This window comes from Oceanobacillus sp. FSL K6-3682 (genome assembly GCF_037976165.1).
GTDB classification, from domain to species: Bacteria; Bacillota; Bacilli; order Bacillales; family Amphibacillaceae; genus Oceanobacillus; species Oceanobacillus sojae.
Map to the genome: position 1 here is coordinate 848,571 of NZ_CP150263.1, position 17,556 is coordinate 866,126.

The 17,556-nt window shown below is 37.7% G+C and carries 18 protein-coding genes and 1 riboswitch; of the genes, 7 read left to right on the forward strand and 11 right to left on the reverse strand.

Annotated features, from left to right (window positions below):
• Window positions 1-164 precede the first annotated feature (164 nt).
• Complete coding sequence (locus MHH51_RS04330; protein ID WP_339284675.1) at window positions 165-770, forward strand: TetR/AcrR family transcriptional regulator; 606 nt, start codon at window positions 165-167, stop codon at window positions 768-770.
• 107 nt (window positions 771-877) lie between these two features.
• Window positions 878-1,372 (forward strand): SRPBCC family protein, encoded by a 495-nt coding sequence (locus MHH51_RS04335; RefSeq protein ID WP_339284676.1) that lies wholly within the window; start codon window positions 878-880, stop codon window positions 1,370-1,372.
• Between the two features lie 46 nt (window positions 1,373-1,418).
• Here the strand turns inward: MHH51_RS04335 and MHH51_RS04340 are convergent, their stop codons facing one another.
• Window positions 1,419-3,017 carry a catalase gene (locus tag MHH51_RS04340; RefSeq protein WP_147210814.1) on the reverse strand — a complete coding sequence of 533 codons (1,599 nt, stop codon included), beginning with the start codon at window positions 3,015-3,017 and terminating at the stop codon, window positions 1,419-1,421.
• 261 nt (window positions 3,018-3,278) lie between these two features.
• Window positions 3,279-4,040, reverse strand: a complete 762-nt coding sequence (locus MHH51_RS04345) for an SDR family oxidoreductase (protein ID WP_339284677.1) — start codon at window positions 4,038-4,040, stop codon at window positions 3,279-3,281.
• 152 nt (window positions 4,041-4,192) lie between these two features.
• Here MHH51_RS04345 and MHH51_RS04350 point away from each other — a divergent pair, with 152 nt between their 5' ends.
• Together MHH51_RS04350 and metA are read left to right on the forward strand one after the other, a co-directional pair.
• Complete coding sequence (locus MHH51_RS04350) at window positions 4,193-4,792, forward strand: TetR/AcrR family transcriptional regulator (RefSeq protein ID WP_339284679.1); 600 nt, start codon at window positions 4,193-4,195, stop codon at window positions 4,790-4,792.
• Between the two features lie 149 nt (window positions 4,793-4,941).
• Window positions 4,942-5,853: a homoserine O-succinyltransferase gene (gene metA / locus MHH51_RS04355; protein WP_147210817.1), complete on the forward strand. Its 912-nt coding sequence runs from the start codon at window positions 4,942-4,944 to the stop codon at window positions 5,851-5,853.
• 107 nt (window positions 5,854-5,960) lie between these two features.
• Here metA and MHH51_RS04360 read toward each other — a convergent pair whose 3' ends face one another.
• Window positions 5,961-6,728 carry a DUF3891 family protein gene (locus MHH51_RS04360; protein WP_339284682.1) on the reverse strand — a complete coding sequence of 256 codons (768 nt, stop codon included), beginning with the start codon at window positions 6,726-6,728 and terminating at the stop codon, window positions 5,961-5,963.
• A gap of 148 nt (window positions 6,729-6,876) precedes the next feature.
• Window positions 6,877-7,359, reverse strand: a complete 483-nt coding sequence (locus MHH51_RS04365) for a QueT transporter family protein (RefSeq protein ID WP_147210819.1) — start codon at window positions 7,357-7,359, stop codon at window positions 6,877-6,879.
• Window positions 7,360-7,367: 8 nt separating this feature from the next.
• Window positions 7,368-7,412, reverse strand: a riboswitch (PreQ1 riboswitch).
• A gap of 392 nt (window positions 7,413-7,804) precedes the next feature.
• Between MHH51_RS04365 and MHH51_RS04370 the strand changes: the two genes are divergently transcribed.
• Window positions 7,805-8,662 carry a VOC family protein gene (locus tag MHH51_RS04370; protein ID WP_339284684.1) on the forward strand — a complete coding sequence of 286 codons (858 nt, stop codon included), beginning with the start codon at window positions 7,805-7,807 and terminating at the stop codon, window positions 8,660-8,662.
• A gap of 88 nt (window positions 8,663-8,750) precedes the next feature.
• Complete coding sequence (locus MHH51_RS04375) at window positions 8,751-9,701, forward strand: calcium/sodium antiporter (RefSeq protein ID WP_339284685.1); 951 nt, start codon at window positions 8,751-8,753, stop codon at window positions 9,699-9,701.
• Window positions 9,702-9,729: 28 nt separating this feature from the next.
• Here the strand turns inward: MHH51_RS04375 and MHH51_RS04380 are convergent, their stop codons facing one another.
• The 6 genes from MHH51_RS04380 to MHH51_RS04405 all read right to left on the reverse strand — a co-directional run bounded on the left by MHH51_RS04380 (window position 9,730) and on the right by MHH51_RS04405 (window position 15,688).
• The gene (locus MHH51_RS04380; protein ID WP_339284687.1) at window positions 9,730-10,329 is read right to left on the reverse strand and encodes an alpha/beta hydrolase; all 600 of its coding nucleotides are present in this window, start codon (window positions 10,327-10,329) and stop codon (window positions 9,730-9,732) included.
• Between the two features lie 23 nt (window positions 10,330-10,352).
• Complete coding sequence (locus tag MHH51_RS04385) at window positions 10,353-10,787, reverse strand: MarR family transcriptional regulator (protein ID WP_339284688.1); 435 nt, start codon at window positions 10,785-10,787, stop codon at window positions 10,353-10,355.
• Between the two features lie 402 nt (window positions 10,788-11,189).
• Entirely contained in the window at window positions 11,190-11,957 is a 768-nt protein-coding gene (fetB, locus tag MHH51_RS04390; RefSeq protein WP_339284690.1) for an iron export ABC transporter permease subunit FetB, read from the reverse strand.
• Window positions 11,954-12,697, reverse strand: a complete 744-nt coding sequence (locus MHH51_RS04395; RefSeq protein ID WP_339284691.1) for a phosphate ABC transporter ATP-binding protein — start codon at window positions 12,695-12,697, stop codon at window positions 11,954-11,956. The genes fetB and MHH51_RS04395 overlap by 4 nt, the downstream gene beginning before the upstream one ends.
• Before the next feature lie 138 nt (window positions 12,698-12,835).
• A complete protein-coding gene (gene abc-f, locus MHH51_RS04400) occupies window positions 12,836-14,428 on the reverse strand; it encodes an ABC-F type ribosomal protection protein (RefSeq protein WP_339284693.1) in 1,593 nt (530 codons plus the stop codon).
• A gap of 414 nt (window positions 14,429-14,842) precedes the next feature.
• Complete coding sequence (locus tag MHH51_RS04405; protein WP_147210827.1) at window positions 14,843-15,688, reverse strand: ABC transporter ATP-binding protein; 846 nt, start codon at window positions 15,686-15,688, stop codon at window positions 14,843-14,845.
• 327 nt (window positions 15,689-16,015) lie between these two features.
• On the opposite strand from MHH51_RS04405, the gene MHH51_RS04410 reads away from it, so the two are divergent.
• Window positions 16,016-16,456, forward strand: coding sequence for a hypothetical protein (locus tag MHH51_RS04410; protein WP_339284694.1), 441 nt, complete (start codon window positions 16,016-16,018; stop codon window positions 16,454-16,456).
• Window positions 16,457-16,547: 91 nt separating this feature from the next.
• Here MHH51_RS04410 and MHH51_RS04415 read toward each other — a convergent pair whose 3' ends face one another.
• The gene (locus MHH51_RS04415) at window positions 16,548-17,510 is read right to left on the reverse strand and encodes an iron-hydroxamate ABC transporter substrate-binding protein (RefSeq protein WP_339284695.1); all 963 of its coding nucleotides are present in this window, start codon (window positions 17,508-17,510) and stop codon (window positions 16,548-16,550) included.
• Window positions 17,511-17,556: the final 46 nt, after the last annotated feature.

Below are 17,556 nucleotides of genomic sequence, written 5' to 3' on the forward strand. Positions count from 1 at the left end.
GACCCCTTTGATTTTTTGAATTATGTTAAACTATATATGTGAATTAATTTTAGTATAAATTTTAAATAAAACGCTTTCAATCAGTAATAGATTAAGGTCTGTGTACATAAACAACAGATGAATGCAATCTGTTTAAAAATGAAAAGAAGTTTGGGGTGATTTGAGTGGTTACCAAGAATATAATATTGGATAGACGGGTGAGGAGAACAAAAAAATTATTAAAATATGCGCTTCTTGAATTAATGCATAAAAAAGACTATGGGCAAATAACGGTTACGGATATTGTGGAGCACGCTGATTATAATCCCGCTACTTTTTACCGGCACTATAATCAAAAGGCGGATTTAGTCAAGGAAATTATTACGGATCAGACAAACGGACTGATTCAAGCCTTTAAAGTTCCTTATAAGAAGAATAATTATATCCATTTAAACGACTTAGCTCCTTCAGAAGTTGTTATTTTTAATTATATTATCGAAAATAAGCATTTTTATGCACTTTGGAGAGAATTCGAAGCCATACCGGGATTTTATGAAGTTTTTCTGCAATCCATTACCCAATTTTTTGAGAATGAAATTAACTTAATTACCCCATACCATGATGGATTGGATAACAATATGTATACCTCATTCTATGCCTATGGAATTCTAGGTATTATTCTGGATTGGATTAAAAAGGATTTTGAGCAATCTCCTGGTTATATGGCAAAACAGCTCTGCAAAATAATAAATTACTATCCAGCGGAATCATTTATAATTGGTAACTCTTGATAAAGCAGACTTAGAATGTCGTTATCGGCTTAGAAAAGTATATATTATTAATATATGATAAAGATAAATGGAATCAAACAATTCTTATTATTGGAGGAAAACAATATATGCTGGCAGCGGTAGAAAAAACAGAAAATGGCTATATAGCAACTTTTGCACGTAATTTTAATAGCTCTGTTGACGAAGTATGGGGCACATTAATAAAAAATGATAAACTGCAGCAATGGATGCCCAATTTAGAAGTGGTAGACCTGAGAAAAAGTAGGAAAATGAAATTTAATATGAATGATGGAACAGGAAATTCCTTTGAGATTGCTATTTTAGATTTTCAGCCGCAAACCTATTGGCAATTTGAATGGGGAGAAGGCTCTGTCCGGTTTGAACTGGAGCAGGCCGGGGATGCATGTGTTTTAGTATTAAAAGAATATATTCCAGTGCTCAATGACCATGTTCCTAAGGATTTAGCCGGCTGGCATATCTGTTTAGATATGTTTGAGGCAGCTCTGACAGGAAGACCAGTGGGTTTTCCAAAGGAATCATGGAAAATGAAGTATGAAGCATATAAGAAAATCGTTCATCCGTTTTTACAGGAAGATAAATAATTAAAATGGTGCCTCAAAGCTTAACCTTGAGGTACCATTTTTTATATTAATAAGGATCTGCGTCATGTCCAAGCTCTTCAGCGTGCTTTGGAGCCTGTTCCGCATCTGATGCACCTAATGGATTCTGACTGGTGCCATGTTTTTTCGCTTGCTTTAAACCTTCTCTCAGACGACGTCCATACTCTTCGTCAGCTTCTTCTGCAAGTGCAATCATTTTATCCTGAATCCGCTTGTCGCAGGTTGATAAATCTCCAATCATATTAGACAATAATTCATCTTTTTCCCAATCATCAAATTGACGGAAGGTTTCTCCTGCCTGCTTTGTATTATCATTGCGGTCAATGGATTCACGTACAAGGTTGCCCTCTACAAAAGGTGTATATTCCTTGCCAGTTTGTTTCGCTTCCTCCAGTCCGCCAAGCACGGACGGCTCGTAATTAACATGTGGATTTTGACCGGGAGCTTTGTCGTTTTGCTGACGTAACTGTCCACCTTCCTGATTGGTAGCAACCCGTTTTTTGGCTGCATTAATCGGAACCTGCAAATAGTTAGCTCCAACACGGTAGCGCTGTGTATCGGAGTAAGAAAAAGTACGCCCCTGAAGCATTTTGTCATCGGAAAAGTCCAGCCCGTCAACTAATACACCGGTTCCGAATGATGCCTGTTCAACTTCAGTGAAATAATTTTCCGGATTTTTATTAAGTACCATTTTTCCTACCGGAAGCCATGGGAATTTATCCTCCGGCCATAATTTTGTGTCATCTAACGGGTCGAAATCAAGCTCTGGATGATCGTCGTCTGACATAATTTGTACCAGCAGCTCCCATTCTGGATAATCGCCTTTTTCAATCGCATCATATAGATCCTGGGTAGCATGATTAAAATTCTCACCCTGGATTTCAGCAGCTTCTTTGGTGGTTAAATTTTTAATCCCCTGCTTTGGTTCCCAATGGTATTTCACGAGAACAGCTTCTCCATCCTGATTGACCCATTTATAGGTGTTTACGCCTGACCCCTGCATCATCCGATAGTTTGCAGGAATCCCCCATGGTGAGTAGATAAAGGTTACCATATGAAAGGACTCGGGAGAGCTGGAGCAAAAATCAAAGAAGCGCTCGGAATCTTGAATATTTGTTACTGGATCCGGACGGAAAGCATGAATCATATCAGGAAACTTCATTGCATCACGGATAAAGAAAATTTTGATGTTATTGCCGACCAGATCCCAGTTGCCATCCTCTGTGTAAAATTTAACAGCAAAACCGCGCGGGTCACGTACTGTCTCCGGAGAATGGTTTCCATGAACTACTGTTGAGAAACGGACAAATACAGGTGTCTGCTTCCCTTTATCCTGGAAAACCTTTGCTCTTGTGTACTTGGAAACAGGGTCATTACCAACTGTTCCATAGGTTTCAAAATAGCCATGTGCTCCGGCACCGCGTGCATGCACAATACGTTCTGGGATTTTCTCACGATCAAAATGACTTATTTTTTCAATAAAATCATAATTCTCCAATGTAGCAGGGCCACGGTTGCTGACGGTACGGATATTTTGGTTGTTAGTTACGGGATGACCTTGACGGGTGGTTAAAGTATTATCATTTTCAATATTTGTTTGACTGGTGGATTTTTCTTTTTCAGACATGTGTTGAGCCTCATTTCCTTCATAAATTTCTTCTTATTAGCATTGCCAATCCAGATGAAATTAACCGTATCAAAAAAGGATTTTTTATCAATTTCCGTCAGAATCATTCCGTCTTAAGAAATGAAAATGAGCAGGGAATTATCAATGGGGAGATGAGAGCAGTTTAACGGAAGCAGAGGGGTACTATTTGTAAGAAGGCTGTGTTTCTGATCAAAATAAAAACGGATGCAGAAAGGATATCTGAATCCGTAAAAGTACAAACTAAAAAGCTGCTGTCCAGCCGGCATCTGCAGTAATAACAGTTCCATTGACAAAGCTGGATTCATCTGAAGCTAAGAATAACGCTACCTGTGCAATTTCTTCTGGTTGTCCGACTCTAGGCATCATGGCCTGCGCTAACTGTGTCCGGCTCGCTCCAAATTGATTAAAATCGGATACAGAGGAAGTAATATTTGTTGCTACACCGCCTGGAGCAATTGCATTGCAGCGAATACCTTCCTTCGCATACATAAAGCCTGTATTTTTCGTTAAGCCTACAACAGCATGCTTTGATGCGACATATGCAGCACCAGCATGAGCCCCATTTAATCCTCCTGTAGAAGCGGTGTTAATAATGTTGCCTTTCCCTTTTTCAAGGAAAATAGGAATTGCTTTGCGAATGGCACGCATAACTCCTTTCGTATTTACATCAAAAATTAGATCCCATTTTTTATCATCAATATCGCCGGCTGCTTCCATACCATCCATAATACCAGCGTTGTTCACTAAGATATCAAGCGTTCCGAATTCAGAGACTGCTGCATCAATCATATTTTCGATGTCTTCCAGTTCAGCGATGTTTACTTTAATTGCTTTGGCTGTACCTCTATTATTTGTAATGGATTGAACGGTTTCTTCTGCCCCTTGCAGGTTCAAATCTGCAGCAATCACTTTACAGCCTTCCCTGCCATATAATTCTGCAATCGCTTTCCCCATACCGGAAGCTGCTCCGGTTACAATGGCTACTTTGTCTTTTAATTTCATTTTTACCCCTCCTGCAAAAAATTGTATCTGTTTCCTATCCATCTTATAATAGGGATATCTTGTTAACAATATACAAAAAATGATTAAAATGTATGTTTATCAACACTTCCATATGTATTTGTCTAATTACTAAATTTGGGGGTAATCTATCCATGTTAAATTCTGAAGATCGACGAATTAGCAAGTCAAAAAAAGCGATGCGAAATGCGCTTATTCAATTAATAGAGGAAAAGGAGTTTAATAAAATTACGGTAACAGATATCGTGGAACGTGCAGATTTGAATAGAGGAACTTTTTATAAGCATTATAAATCACAAACAGATATCTTATTAGAGTTAACAGAGGATATTATAGAAGATTTAATTCAATCCTATCGTATGCCTTATAAAGAGAAGCGTATATTCAATCTGGATAAACTTACCGCTTCCACGGTTAAAATTTTTGAACATGTGGAAAAATTTCAAGGCTTTTATGCATTAATGCTGCGGACAGATAAACTGACTTATTTTCAGACAAAGATTTTCAAGGTATTAAAGAACTTAACCATTCATGATTTAACGAAAATAAAAAAGGAAGCAAATCAGCCGAATCAGGCTTTGCAGGCTAGCTTCTTTGTGAATGCAATTATTGGTATGATATTTGAATGGGCGGAAAATAATTTTAGCTATAGTACGAATTACATGGCCGAGCAGCTGCTATTAATTTTAAAAAGTATGCGTCAGGTGCAGATTCTTCATCCAAGATTAGAATAAATATTTGCTTATTTTGCTGAAAAGAAGGGTTGAACTTTTTCAGCAAGCCTTTACAATAAGAAATAGACTAATAATTTGGGAGAAAAGCATATCTTTCAAAAAAGATCGTTTGAAATTAATAAAGCAGAAAAGTGGATGGAGGTCAGACAATGCCGATTAAAATTCCAAGAGAGCTGCCAGCAAAAGAGATTTTAGAAGAGGAAAATATCTTTGTGATGGATGAACAGCGCGCGGATTCACAGGAAATTCGTCCGCTGAGTATTCTTATCCTCAATTTGATGCCTGAAAAACAAAAGACTGAAACGCAATTGTTAAGATACCTTGGGAATACCCCATTACAAGTGCGTATTTCTTTTTTGCGAATGGCTTCACATGAATCAAAAACAACAAGTCAGAACCACCTGGATACATTTTATAAGACCTTTGAAGAGGTTCGGGATAAAACATTTGACGGTATGATTATTACAGGGTCCCCGGTAGAGCATCTTTCCTTTACAGATGTTGATTATTGGGAGGAACTGCAAGAAATTATGGAGTGGACGAATGATCATGTTACATCTACACTTCATATTTGCTGGGGAGCGCAGGCAGCTTTATATCATCATTATGGCATTGATAAGCATGCCCTCCCGCAAAAATGTTTTGGAGTTTTTGAACATGAGGTATTAGCACCGAAAGAACGTCTGGTAAGAGGATTTGATGAAATATTCTTAGCACCGCATTCGCGCTATACCACAGTATCTTTGGAAGAAATTGATAATCATCCTGACTTGCAACTATTAGCTGTGTCCGATGATGCAGGGGTGTTTTTACTTGCATCTAAGGATGGGAAGCATATTATGGCAACAGGTCATTTAGAATACACGGCGACAACGTTAAAAGAAGAATATGAAAGAGATCATGCCCGCGGTGTTGACACAGCATTACCAGAAAACTATTATCCAAATAATGATCCGGACAAACTTCCAAAGCATCGCTGGAAGAGTCATTGCAGCTTACTATTTTCCAATTGGTTGAATTATTATGTGTATCAGGAAACACCTTATGTTTGGGGAGAGTGAACTTACACTTAGGCTTGACTTTAAGGGGCCAGATGTGTCTGGTCCTTTTTGATTTGGCAGGAAATAAGGTCAGGAGCACTCCCGGCCTTATTTCCGTAAAAAAGTGATTAATTACGGGCATTTATCCAAATTGTTTCTGCTAAAATTGGAGCATGCTCATAAGCAGCAATTAATCCTTGCTGTTGAATTGCTGCTTTTTGAACACACTTGTATGTTAAAGTGACAGAGAAATCTGATGAAAACGGAAAAGGATCTATAGCAATGGCATCTCTGCCTGTCCAGCCAATGGAATAGTCAGATGGTAATTTAGAAGCACTGTTTGATAAGGATAACCCTTCTTTGAAAAAAGGATGCAGGTCTTTATCCTCTGCTCCGGCCTCGTTCATGCAAACAAACAGGGACAAGTTATCGGAAAACTGTAACAGTGTATAGTCAGCTTCAAAGCTTTGCTTATCAAAATCCTTCATGGTACTGATTAACCATTCCTGACGCTTTGCTTCCTGTTGAACAAATGCTTCCGCTTCAGGGAGAGAGGATTTTATCAGGAAACGTTTATAATGTTCACTGCAAAGTAAAGCAGCGTAGCTATCCTTCTCCTGAACCTGTTCAATACCCTGCGTGTATAATACGGTTTTTGGAATGGTTGGAAAATCAATAAATGAATAAGGCTGATTAGCCTGATCATTCCAAAAGGGCTGCTTGTCAAATGCTTTCCAGCCACAGTCGTGCTGATAAGCAGCATAAATAACAGAATCTTTGTAAGGAGCATGCTCCAAATAACTGGAGTCCAGATGTTTTAAAAATTCTCCTGATAAAAGAGCATGGTCTGGCTGTGCTATAAAAATAAAATGCTCGTCCTGATTTCTGATAATCATATTAATCCTTCCCTTCAAAATGATAATTTACAAAAAATGATATTTATAAAGAGGTGATCTGATTATACTCATTAGTATAGTTAAAAAGGGTTATCTGGATTTCAATTATTAAAAAGACGATGGATGATCCACCGTCTTATTCTCGATTCTATATTATTTTATCAAAATGTATCCGTTTATATAAAGTATAGAAAATCGGGATACCAATCAGCAATACAATTAATTCACTGGCTCCTGTTGTAAGCCATGTAAGCAGGAATGGTAAGTTTAAAGCAATCTTTAGCATAAAAGCGATAATAAACATATTAAAGCTGAAAATCAATGTATTCAGGAATAACAGTGTGAGTGTATTTTTAATATATTTCTTTAAGAAAATAATAATTCCTAACGATATAGCAGTATGTGCTGTCCCGAATAAGAGATCGAGCCCGCCTGCCATTGAAAATAAATTAGATGCAAATACACCAATTGTAATTCCGAAAAAGTAACGTTTATCAAAGATAATTAAATGGTTAAACATCTCTGATATTCGAAATTGAATCGCTCCGAATGCAACGGGAGAGACCAGCAAGGATAGAGCAACATATAGCGCTGCGATAATCCCGTTAACCACAAGTGTTTTTATATTCATATTTTGTTTTCCTCCTAGTTTTTTAGCGTGGGATGGTTACGAACCACGTCATGCAACGCTTATCATATCAGTATTTGAATTGGAAAACAATCGTTTTATACTATTTATAGTGTAAATAGTAGTCGTGTTTATTGTTTTTCTCGTCATTGGTCAAATCTCCACAATATGAATTGCTATTGCAGCAATTTCATCCAATTTTCATTTCAATAGAAGGATGATTTAACAACATGCAAGCAGGATAATGAAGAACATGTTCATAATGGAATAGGAAGGTATAGACGCTTATTCTCAGGTGCGAAAGTTGAGTTATTAATTTAAACAGAAGTTAAATAATCTGAACGAGAAAACATTTTTGACCGCTGGACTTCACTCATTTATAATTAGTTACATAAAGTAAGTTTATTATTTTTAGTGAAATATAAAACCGGAAAGGTGACTATTATAAATGGAAAAGAAATTTTTTGACGAACAGACAATATACGTATCAGATATAACTATACAGGTAACAGATTTACAACGTTCTATTCAATTTTATCAAGATTTTTTGGGCTTTAGAATAATGCGGAAAACAGATAATAAAGCAGTACTTTCGGCAGACAGCAAGAAGGCTTTAATTACTCTGGAGCAGCCTGAAGGAGTTGTGTCAAAACAAAGAAGAACAACAGGGCTCTATCATTTTGCTATTCTTTTGCCGGAACGAAAAGACCTGGCAGTATTTTTAAAATATCTTTTGCAGGAGGGGAGAAGATATACGCTGCAATTAGGTGCTTCTGATCACTTAGTCAGTGAAGCACTCTATTTCTCAGATCCGGATGGAAATGGGATTGAAGTAGCGAGAGACCGATTATCTGAAAGCTGGAGCTGGTCAGAAGAATCTGTACAAATGAGCACAGAACCGCTTGATGCAGATGGACTTCTCGAACTAGCAACAGAGGAGTGGAATGGCATGCCTGAAGAAACCCTTATTGGACATATTCATTTACATGTGAATGATTTGTCAAAAGCAAAGGAGTTCTATGTAGAAGGATTAGGCTTTCAAGAAGTAACCGTTTATCCTGGAGCTTCCTTTTTATCTGATAGCGGTTATCATCATCATATTGCAATAAATACGTGGAATGGAGAAGGGGCGCCGGTACCAGATCAAAATGAAGTCGGATTGAAGTTTTTTACAATAGTATATCCTGTTAAAGAAGAGGCAGACAAAGCAATGGAAAGACTGAAAGCTTTAGGCTATTCAGTTGATGAAGGAATGGTAAAGGACCCTGCAGGAAATCAAATTTTTATATTGGGTTCAGCAAAGTAAGAAATATCTACATGAAAATAGTGGATAGGAAAATACAATTACGGTAGAATAAAAAACACAAATGCAGGGAGAGATGGGGAGTAGACTCATGGAATATGTCTTATTAATTATCGGATTTTCATTGTTAGTGAAAGGAGCAGACTGGTTTGTGGATGGTTCCTCCAATATTGCACAGCTTTTGCGTGTTCCGCCGATTTTAATTGGATTAACGATTGTAGCCTTAGGGACAAGTGCGCCAGAAGCAACGGTGAGTATTATTGCGGCTGTCCAGGGAACAGCCGATGTAGCAGTAGGAAACGTAGTTGGAAGCAATATCTTTAATATTACACTGGTTGTTGGATTGGCAGCAGCTATTTACCCGCTTCAGGTTCAAAATGAAATGATTGTCAAACAGATTCCTTTTGCATTATTGGCGGCAGTAGCTTTGTTTGCACTAGGGAGTGATGTACTGCTTCAGGGATCGACAGAAAATATCCTCAGCAGAAGTGATGGAATCATTTTCTTTCTGTTTCTAGCGATTTTTATGTATTACATTATTGAGGTCGGTTTGAAAAGCAGAAAAGAAACCAAAGCCATTAAAGATTCAAATGTAAAGTGGGGAAAGAGTACCTTTATTACTCTGCTCGGATTGGCAGCAATTATTCTTGGGGGGCAATTTGTTGTGTCTAATGCTACGGAAATTGCTTTGTCATGGGGAATGAGTGAAGCTTTAGTTGGTTTGACTATTGTTGCAATAGGAACCTCATTACCTGAATTAGTTACCTCTATCTCAGCAGCACTAAAGAATGAAAGTGAAATTGCCTTAGGAAATGTTGTTGGCAGCGGGATTTTTAATATCTTATTTGTTCTTGGCGCAGCATCTCTGATTTCTCCTTTAGCCATCAATCCTGTGATCTTCACAGATATCTGGATAATGATAGTATTGACGATACTTTTGTTAATTTTTTCGCGGACAAGTTTCCGAATTGGGAGAAGAGAAGGAATTATATTAGCCCTCATCTATGTATTGTATACAATCTATATTATTATAAGAAATTAAAAAGAAGGAGAACAAACTCTCCTTCTTTTTAATTCGCGTACCAGCTTGCAGCTGCTTTAATCTCACTCATTGTCAGTTGATGACCGTTACTCTCCCAGTGAAGATCGACATCAGCCCCGCCGTTTGTCAACAATCGCTGTAATTCCTCTGCTTCTTCCGGAGGACACATCGGATCGTTATCACCAGCGGCAATAAATACTTTTGTTCCAGTTAAATCCGGAAGGTCAATCCCTTTTCTGGGAACCATCGGATGATGCAGGATTGCTTTTTGTAAGGAATCTTTATAATGGAATAAAAGACTCCCGGCAATATTAGCACCGTTTGAATAGCCGATTGCCGTAATCTGTTTCCGGTCAAAACTAAGTTTTTGGCTGGCTTCATTTAAAAATTCATGTAATTCCTCTGTGCGTTTAATTAAATCTTCTTCATCAAAAACGCCTTCCTCCAGCCGGCGGAAAAAACGGGGCATGCCATTTTCTAATACATTCCCGCGGGCACTCAGGACATTTGCATTCGGATCAATGATGCCTGCTAAAGGTAATAAATCACTTTCTGTACCGCCAGTTCCATGGAGGAGAAGCAGTGTAGGACCATTGGGACCCGCTTTTTCTTCATAAATGTATTTCATTGATTTTCATCCTTTCTTGTCTGTTACTCTTTATTACTTGCTTTATGTCCAACCTTCTTTAAGACCTCGATAACGGTCTCTTTATCGCTCTCCGAAATTCCGTCGAATAGTTCTTCAATTACCAGCTGATGTTTTGGAAAAATATCATCCATGGTTTGCTTTCCTCTATCTGTGATTTCTAAATAGACTGCTCTTCTGTCGTCGGGACAATTTGTCCGGATGAGAAGCTCCTTTTTTTCAAGCTTATCAATCACGTATGTTATCGAGCCTGTGCTGATTAATACTGATTCAGAAATTTCACGGATAGTTTGTCTGCCTTTATGGTATAGTGCTTCTAAAATAGCAAAGTCTGATGCACGCATACCATGTTTTTTTATATCCTGTTTGGTAACTTCTTCTAAAGCTTTGGATGCTTTCATGGTAATCACAAAGGTTTTTAGTGATAAATTCTCAGACATTTTTTTGCCTCCTTTTATAAATTAATAATATAAGTGTATATATTTTTAATTAAGATATATTTAATTAAATAATAATGAATTATAACTTATTTGTCAAATTGGCGGGAAGCAGTCAATGCTTGTAATAACTAAATCCAATGAATCGTTTCAATTGTTTTTATTAATTTCTCAGCATTTACTCTATGAAATAAATTGTCCGATAGAAAGTTTGTAGCTCCAATCATCAGACCTTCGTGAAAGTAATTATGTAGTAGACAAAGGAGTGCTGTATGCGATTGATTTTTTCGGATGTGGATTCAAAAAAGAATTCATTTTGATTATCCTTTTCAAAATGAATTCTTTTAAATTAGCCTAGAAGCAGGATTAGCTTGAAAGCCTGCAAAAATAGAGCTTCCTGTAAACCTATTCTTCTTCATTTATCTTAATCTTGAGCATTTGCATCCGTTCATTAAAAAGTGTTGGATAGGATAAAAAGCCGAGCATAATACTGGTTACGGCTGCTGTTGTCAGTAACAGAAAGAGAATTAACAGCTGGAACTGGACGGCCTGAATTGGGTCTGCTCCAGCAATAATCTGTCCGCTCATCATTCCTGGCAATTGAACAAGACCGATTGTTTTTTGGCTTTCAATTGTCGGAATCAAGCTGGCTTTAATAGAATGAATTAGCGGCAGGTGGATGGCCTGTTTCGGGGTGCCGCCTAAAGAAAGCAGAAGCTCCGTTTCTTTTTTCTGCGTCTGAATCTCTGCTGTGAATCGATTGAGAAAAAGAATGGAGAGCACCATCGAATTACCGACAACCATTCCGCTGATTGGAATAATATACTGTGCGGTTGGCGGTGTGATTTGAAATCCTAATAAAATACTTTGCGTCAGTATCTCAATAAATATAAATGTAAGAATCAGCTTCCAAATAATTCCTTTAATAGAAGCTCCTTTTTTCTGTGCATTATGCGTTGCTGCTCCAATCATTAGAGCAACCATCAGGATAATAAAAAGATAACTGCCTGATTCAAATACAAAAGTCAGGACATAGCCGACAGCTATGAGTTGAATAATGGAACGAATAGTCGCGATAAATGTATCTTTTTCTAATCCAAGATTTAATGTTTTGGAAAGGATTAAAGGAATAAGTACAAAAATAAGCGATAAGCTCAAGTTTAGAAGGCTCATTGCCATCCTCCCTTCACAAATTTCTGTACACGGGGATTAGCTGGATTTTTCAATAAATCTGTACTTCCTGATTCAATAAGCTCTCCATTCATCATGACCCATGTATAATCTCCAATATGCAAGGCCTGTTCTAAATTATGCGTAATCCAGGCAATGGTCACTGCAAATTCTTGATTGATATGCTGGATCAAATGCTCAATGTCTGATGTAGATACACGGTCAAGGGATGAGGTAATTTCGTCAAGAAGTAATACCTTCGGACGATTGACAAGTGTACGTGCAATTGATACCTTTTGGAGCTGACCTCCGGATAAATCTGATACATCCCGGTTGAGAAAGGAAGCATCCATTCCTACTTGTGTTAATAAGTGCTCTGCCTCTTCCTTTTCTAATTCCTGATTTTGCAATGTTTTAGGCATAGCCAGATTTTTATAAACAGAGCCGCGCAGCATAGTAGCATCCTGAAGTGCGATGCCAACTGTACGCCGTAATGTGGTCGGTTCTATGGTTTGAATATTTTCACCAAAAAGAAAAAGCTCTCCTTTAGTTGGAGAAATCAGCCCGTTCATCAACCGGAAAATAGTAGTTTTTCCGGCGCCGGAAGGTCCGACAAATGTGGTGATTTTTCCTTCAGGAAGAACCCCTGAAATATCTTTAATAATATCTAAGTTATCATCCGAATAGCTGATATGATTTAATTCTATCGCTGTTTTATCGGTTAAATCGTTTGCTAGCTGCATGTTTGGGTTCCTTTCTGCAATGACGATAATTAGCAACAGGAGGGAATACCTCCTGCTGAATCAAGCTTTATTCTATCAGAGAGGACTCCCAACCTCAAGGAATGCGCTAGGTTAAGTGCAATGAACAGGCGGGAGTATTCATCCTTTTTTCTGCTGGTTTAAAAGCATACGCTTTTGCTGGAGAAGCTTTTGAAATTCCTGGTCTAATTCATTAGAAGGCTCCAGACTGAGCTTGCTTAATATTTCTGTGATCTTCGTTTCAATAATCATTAGCTGCTGTTCCGTTGGATCTTCTTGCGATTCTTTTTGTGCTGGTTCTTCCTGGAACTGTTGAATGTTTCCCTCAAAAAAAGTAAGCTGCTGCTGATTAATTTCAATAACCTTTGTTGCAATATTTTCGATAAACTGCCGATCATGCGATACGAACAAAACAGTACCCTCATAAGCCTGAAGCAGACCTTCCAATGCTTCTACCGCTTCGATATCCAGGTAGTTTGTCGGTTCATCCAGAATAAGCATATTGATATCACTGACAAAAAGCTTAGCAAACACCACCTTGACCTGCTCTCCGCCGCTGAGAACGTGAACAGGCTTAAATACATCGTCCCGGTAGAAATGCAGTCTGGCTAAAACTGTCCGAATCAGTGTTTCATCCTGCTTGGAGGTTTCTTTGACATTTTCCAGAATTGACTTTTCTGAGTTCAGAGTTGATAAGTCTTGTTTAAAATAACCAATTTTAACAGATGGATTCAGGGTAATACCGGCATCTCCCTGCATTATTTTTTTAACAAAGGTTGTTTTTCCCGCTCCATTTGGGCCGATAATGCCGACCTTATCTCCTCCTTTTATATTTAAACTGGCTTTTTTCCATAATTGCTTTCCGGGAACAGCTCCTTCTAAATCCTCTATCCGTAAAATAATTTTCTGCTGCAATCTTGCTTGATTGGAAAGAGTCATTTTCAGTGGAGCAGCTTCTCTGACCTTTTCCACTTTTTCGAGATTATCTAATCTTGTTTCCAAAGCCTTTGATGTTTTTTGCAGCTTTTTCTGCTTTTTTGCAAAATAGGGTTTAGCCCCTTTTAAAGATTCTTCGGTAGAACCAATCTTACTTTTAGGTGTTTTTGTTGCCCGTTGTGCTTTTTGTTCTTTTTTCTCAATCGCGCGTTCAAGCTGTTGTCTTTTCTGCTGGTAATGTTCATAAGCCAGGCGCTGCTTTTCTATTTCTTTTTCTTTTTGCCGGCGGTAAGCTGTATAATTGCCGGAATAAATTTGAAGACTTTTTTCATCAATTTCCCAAATTACATTACATAGTTTATCTAAAAAGTTACGGTCATGAGAGACAATAATAAGCGCTCCCTGCCAATGAGACAGCTGTTTCTCAAGCCATTCAATATGAGCCGTATCCAGATTTGTTGTCGGTTCGTCTGCAAGGAGAAGGCCAGTCTGCTTTTTCAAAGCCTCAACGATATAAGCCTGTGTCACTTCACCGCCGCTTTTTTGATCACGTTTCTCTTTTAATTGTGGCAATAACTCTACAGAAGTATACATTTGAATTGTACCTTGTTCAGGCTGAATTTTGCCGGCAAGCAGATTGAGCAAGGTTGTTTTTCCTGAGCCGTTTTTACCGACTAAACCAATCCGGTCCTTGGAATGAACGGCTAAGTTTTCTATAGAGAACAATTCCCGGTCTTTAATACTTTGTTTAATATGATGTGCTTCTAAAATAGTCATAAAATCATCTCCGTATCTGTTAGAGTTACAGAGGGGAGAAGACGGTTAAATGCCAAAAACCCCTACTCTGCATTCAGCTCAGAACAGGGGTCGCCAAAAAAGGAAATGGGCATATTTCTCACTCATTCCATATGGGTACCACAAAGGATAAAGGCTAATCCTGTTCCGAAGTCATTCCATAAAAGCACGAAAAATAACACAGCAGGATGAGGACGATAGTTCTGCTGTTAACCATACTTTTATTTGAATTCATTCTTTAAAAAAACAGGATTAGTACTTCATGTTCCCTTTGTTCACCCTTTCGATATTTGTTGATTACAGTATAGCGGAAAAAGAGGTATTTGTCACCAAAAGAAAAAAACGGACAAGCCCCTATTCTGATATAAGAATATGAAATCATTGTCCGTGTAAATATTATAAAGCTTCAGGTGTTGTCTGGAGTATGGAATTTTCCTGCACAGCATCTTTGATTAAACAATTTCCCCGTCCGTGAGGAATGCACATTGGAGTCCCGAATATCGGATCACATGCGATATTACACCGCATCCGGAATACTGCAGATACAAGGTCAGCTGAAATCGTATCCTCCGGTTTTCCCTGCGCATATACTTTTTTATCTTTAATTGCAATAATATGATGGGCGTAACGGCTTGCTAGATTCAAGTCATGCAATACCATAACAATCGTCCGGCCGTCTTTTTCATTTAATTCAAAAAGAAGGTCAAGTACATCGATTTGGTGCGTTAAATCAAGATAAGTAGTCGGCTCATCTAATAAGATTATGTCTGTATCCTGTGCTAACGTTAAAGCTATCCATGCCCGCTGACGCTGCCCGCCTGACAGGGAATCGACAGACTGGTCTTTCAAATCTGACATATTTGTATCCTCTAACGCTTTTTGTACAGCTTCTTCATCCTCTTTGGACCATTGCTTCATAACTTTGCGGTAAGGGTGTCTGCCCTGCTTAACAAGCTCATATACTGTTAATCCTTCCGGACTCGTTGGCGCCTGTGGGAGAATAGCCATGTTTTGTGCTACTTCCCGGGTTCGCATTTTAGCAATATTTTGTCCGTTTAATATAACAGATCCCTGCTTTGGCTTTAATAAACGTGCCAAAGAACGTAGTAAAGTTGATTTTCCACAGCCATTTGGGCCGATAAAAACAGTGATTTCCCCTTTAGGGATGGAAATGTCCAATTCATCTATAATAATCCGGTCTCCGAACCCAAGTGTTAAGTTACTCGCTGTTAATGAGTTCAATGAAAACGCCTCCTGACCTAAAAAAGGTGCGTATTAGCTTCTAATTTCATTTTATTGCTTGGGAGACTAATAGTCAATGATAATAATTTTCAATTAGGTGACAAATAATATTTAATTTTTCTTAGGAACTACTATTTTTGCGTCAGGGTATTACAAACTGTGGCAGTGTAAGGAGTACATTTGCAGTATATATTTTTTTACAGCGCTTAGAATTATTTGGTTTATGGCAGATACGGTGAAATTCAAAATAATGTTGTTATTAGTTTAGTATCATAATATATTTAATAGTAAGATTATTACATTTATTTAAGGGAGGAGGATTACCTTATGAAGAAAGGCTTGATTATTTTTATAGCATTTTTATCTGTATTCTTCATTTCAGCCTGCAGTAATGACAGCAACAGTTTATCCGGGAAGACATTTAAAGTTGCTAATACGCCGGTATTTCAAGAGGATATTGATAAATATCCGGTTGTTGTAACATTAGAGTTTTTAGATGATAATGCAGTAAGGACGATCGACACAGAAGGAACTTATCATTTAAATGATGATGAACTTGTAATTAATTTTGAAAATGAAAATGAAAATCTGGAAATTACTTTTAGTGAATTTAAAGAAAGTGAGAAGGATTTTAGTACGTATTCTACGATAATCAGCAATCGGGAATTACAAGTGGAAGATCATAGCAAGTTGAGCCGACTAGAAGTATTAGCTAATAAATTATCTGAAGATATGCCGATTGAATTTATCGAAAAACAGGAGAGATAAGTTAATTTTATTGAGCTGAATCTAAAAAAGAACAAAAGCTGAAAAAAGAGGGGATCAGCTTTTGTTCTTTTGGGACACACTTTTTAAGAAATTACTTAAATAAATCAACAAACATATCAATTGTCTGTTCAGAAGCGACTAAACCACTGTTTGTCCAGTTACTTTCATCTTCAATGTAGTAAACCTGATCATTTTTGACAACATCAGTATTGTTCCATACATTACTGTTTTTCAACGCTTCGATTCCTTCATCGTCTTCGTAGCCTAAAATAATCAGATGATCAGCATCAATCTCAGAAAGCTTTTCTAAAGAAATCGGGTTCCAGGCTTCTTCACCTTGCCCAAGCTCCTTGACAAGCTCAGGAACTTCTACACCCAGTTCATTGTAAATCATGTTTGCAGAGTGACGATTTTCCTCAAATAAGAAGTATTTTCCGCCGACAACCCACATCATTGCTACAGATTCATCACCTAATGTATCATTCAGCTCTTCTTCCGCTGTTGCCACTTTTTCATCATAATCTGCTAAAGCCTGTTCAGCTTCTTCTTCTTTTCCAAGGATTTCTCCAATTTTCTGTAAACGTACTTTCCAGTCACTTACTTCTTCCTCGGATAATACATATGTTGGAGCAATCGCAGCATAGTCTTCATAAGAACCTTCATAGTTATCTAAAGTATGATCTAAAATAATAAGATCCGGCTCTATGCTAAGTACTTGCTCTAAAGGTAATGTCCATTCAATTGTTTCTACATCTGCTAAATCTTCTTCCAGATAGTCCTGAACACTTTCGCCAATTGCCCATTTTGCAACTGGTTTTTCACCTAGTGCAATTAATGTATCTTCATTGTAAGAGGCAAGAATTTTTTCCGGATTTGCAGGAACAGTAACTTCTCCCATTTCCGAATCGACGGTGATTTCGGATGCTTCCTCTGGATCGTCAGACGTATTTGAATCATCAGACTTATTGTCATTACTATTGCCGCAAGCAGCAAGAAGTAATAGAGTGGTAAGTATCAGCATAAATAAATAATTTTTTTGCATAAATTTGTTCATCTCTTTTTCTCCTTTTATGTTATAATGAACGTCTAACGATAATGAT

Excerpts from the sequence above, each read along its gene's own strand:
- MHH51_RS04340 (WP_147210814.1), bottom strand. The coding sequence starts at position 3,017 with ATGTCTGAAAAAGAAAAATCCACCAGTCAAACAAATATTGAAAATGAT.
- MHH51_RS04365 (WP_147210819.1), bottom strand. The coding sequence starts at position 7,359 with ATGAATATAAAAACACTTGTGGTTAACGGGATTATCGCAGCGCTATAT.
- MHH51_RS04385 (WP_339284688.1), bottom strand. The coding sequence starts at position 10,787 with ATGTCTGAGAATTTATCACTAAAAACCTTTGTGATTACCATGAAAGCA.
- abc-f (WP_339284693.1), bottom strand. The coding sequence starts at position 14,428 with ATGACTATTTTAGAAGCACATCATATTAAACAAAGTATTAAAGACCGG.
- MHH51_RS04395 (WP_339284691.1), bottom strand. The coding sequence starts at position 12,697 with ATGCAGCTAGCAAACGATTTAACCGATAAAACAGCGATAGAATTAAAT.
- fetB (WP_339284690.1), bottom strand. The coding sequence starts at position 11,957 with ATGAGCCTTCTAAACTTGAGCTTATCGCTTATTTTTGTACTTATTCCT.
- MHH51_RS04335 (WP_339284676.1), top strand. The coding sequence starts at position 878 with ATGCTGGCAGCGGTAGAAAAAACAGAAAATGGCTATATAGCAACTTTT.
- MHH51_RS04380 (WP_339284687.1), bottom strand. The coding sequence starts at position 10,329 with ATGAAATACATTTATGAAGAAAAAGCGGGTCCCAATGGTCCTACACTG.
- metA (WP_147210817.1), top strand. The coding sequence starts at position 4,942 with ATGCCGATTAAAATTCCAAGAGAGCTGCCAGCAAAAGAGATTTTAGAA.
- MHH51_RS04345 (WP_339284677.1), bottom strand. The coding sequence starts at position 4,040 with ATGAAATTAAAAGACAAAGTAGCCATTGTAACCGGAGCAGCTTCCGGT.
- MHH51_RS04410 (WP_339284694.1), top strand. The coding sequence starts at position 16,016 with ATGAAGAAAGGCTTGATTATTTTTATAGCATTTTTATCTGTATTCTTC.
- MHH51_RS04415 (WP_339284695.1), bottom strand. The coding sequence starts at position 17,510 with ATGAACAAATTTATGCAAAAAAATTATTTATTTATGCTGATACTTACC.
- MHH51_RS04350 (WP_339284679.1), top strand. The coding sequence starts at position 4,193 with ATGTTAAATTCTGAAGATCGACGAATTAGCAAGTCAAAAAAAGCGATG.
- MHH51_RS04360 (WP_339284682.1), bottom strand. The coding sequence starts at position 6,728 with ATGATTATCAGAAATCAGGACGAGCATTTTATTTTTATAGCACAGCCA.
- MHH51_RS04375 (WP_339284685.1), top strand. The coding sequence starts at position 8,751 with ATGGAATATGTCTTATTAATTATCGGATTTTCATTGTTAGTGAAAGGA.
- MHH51_RS04370 (WP_339284684.1), top strand. The coding sequence starts at position 7,805 with ATGGAAAAGAAATTTTTTGACGAACAGACAATATACGTATCAGATATA.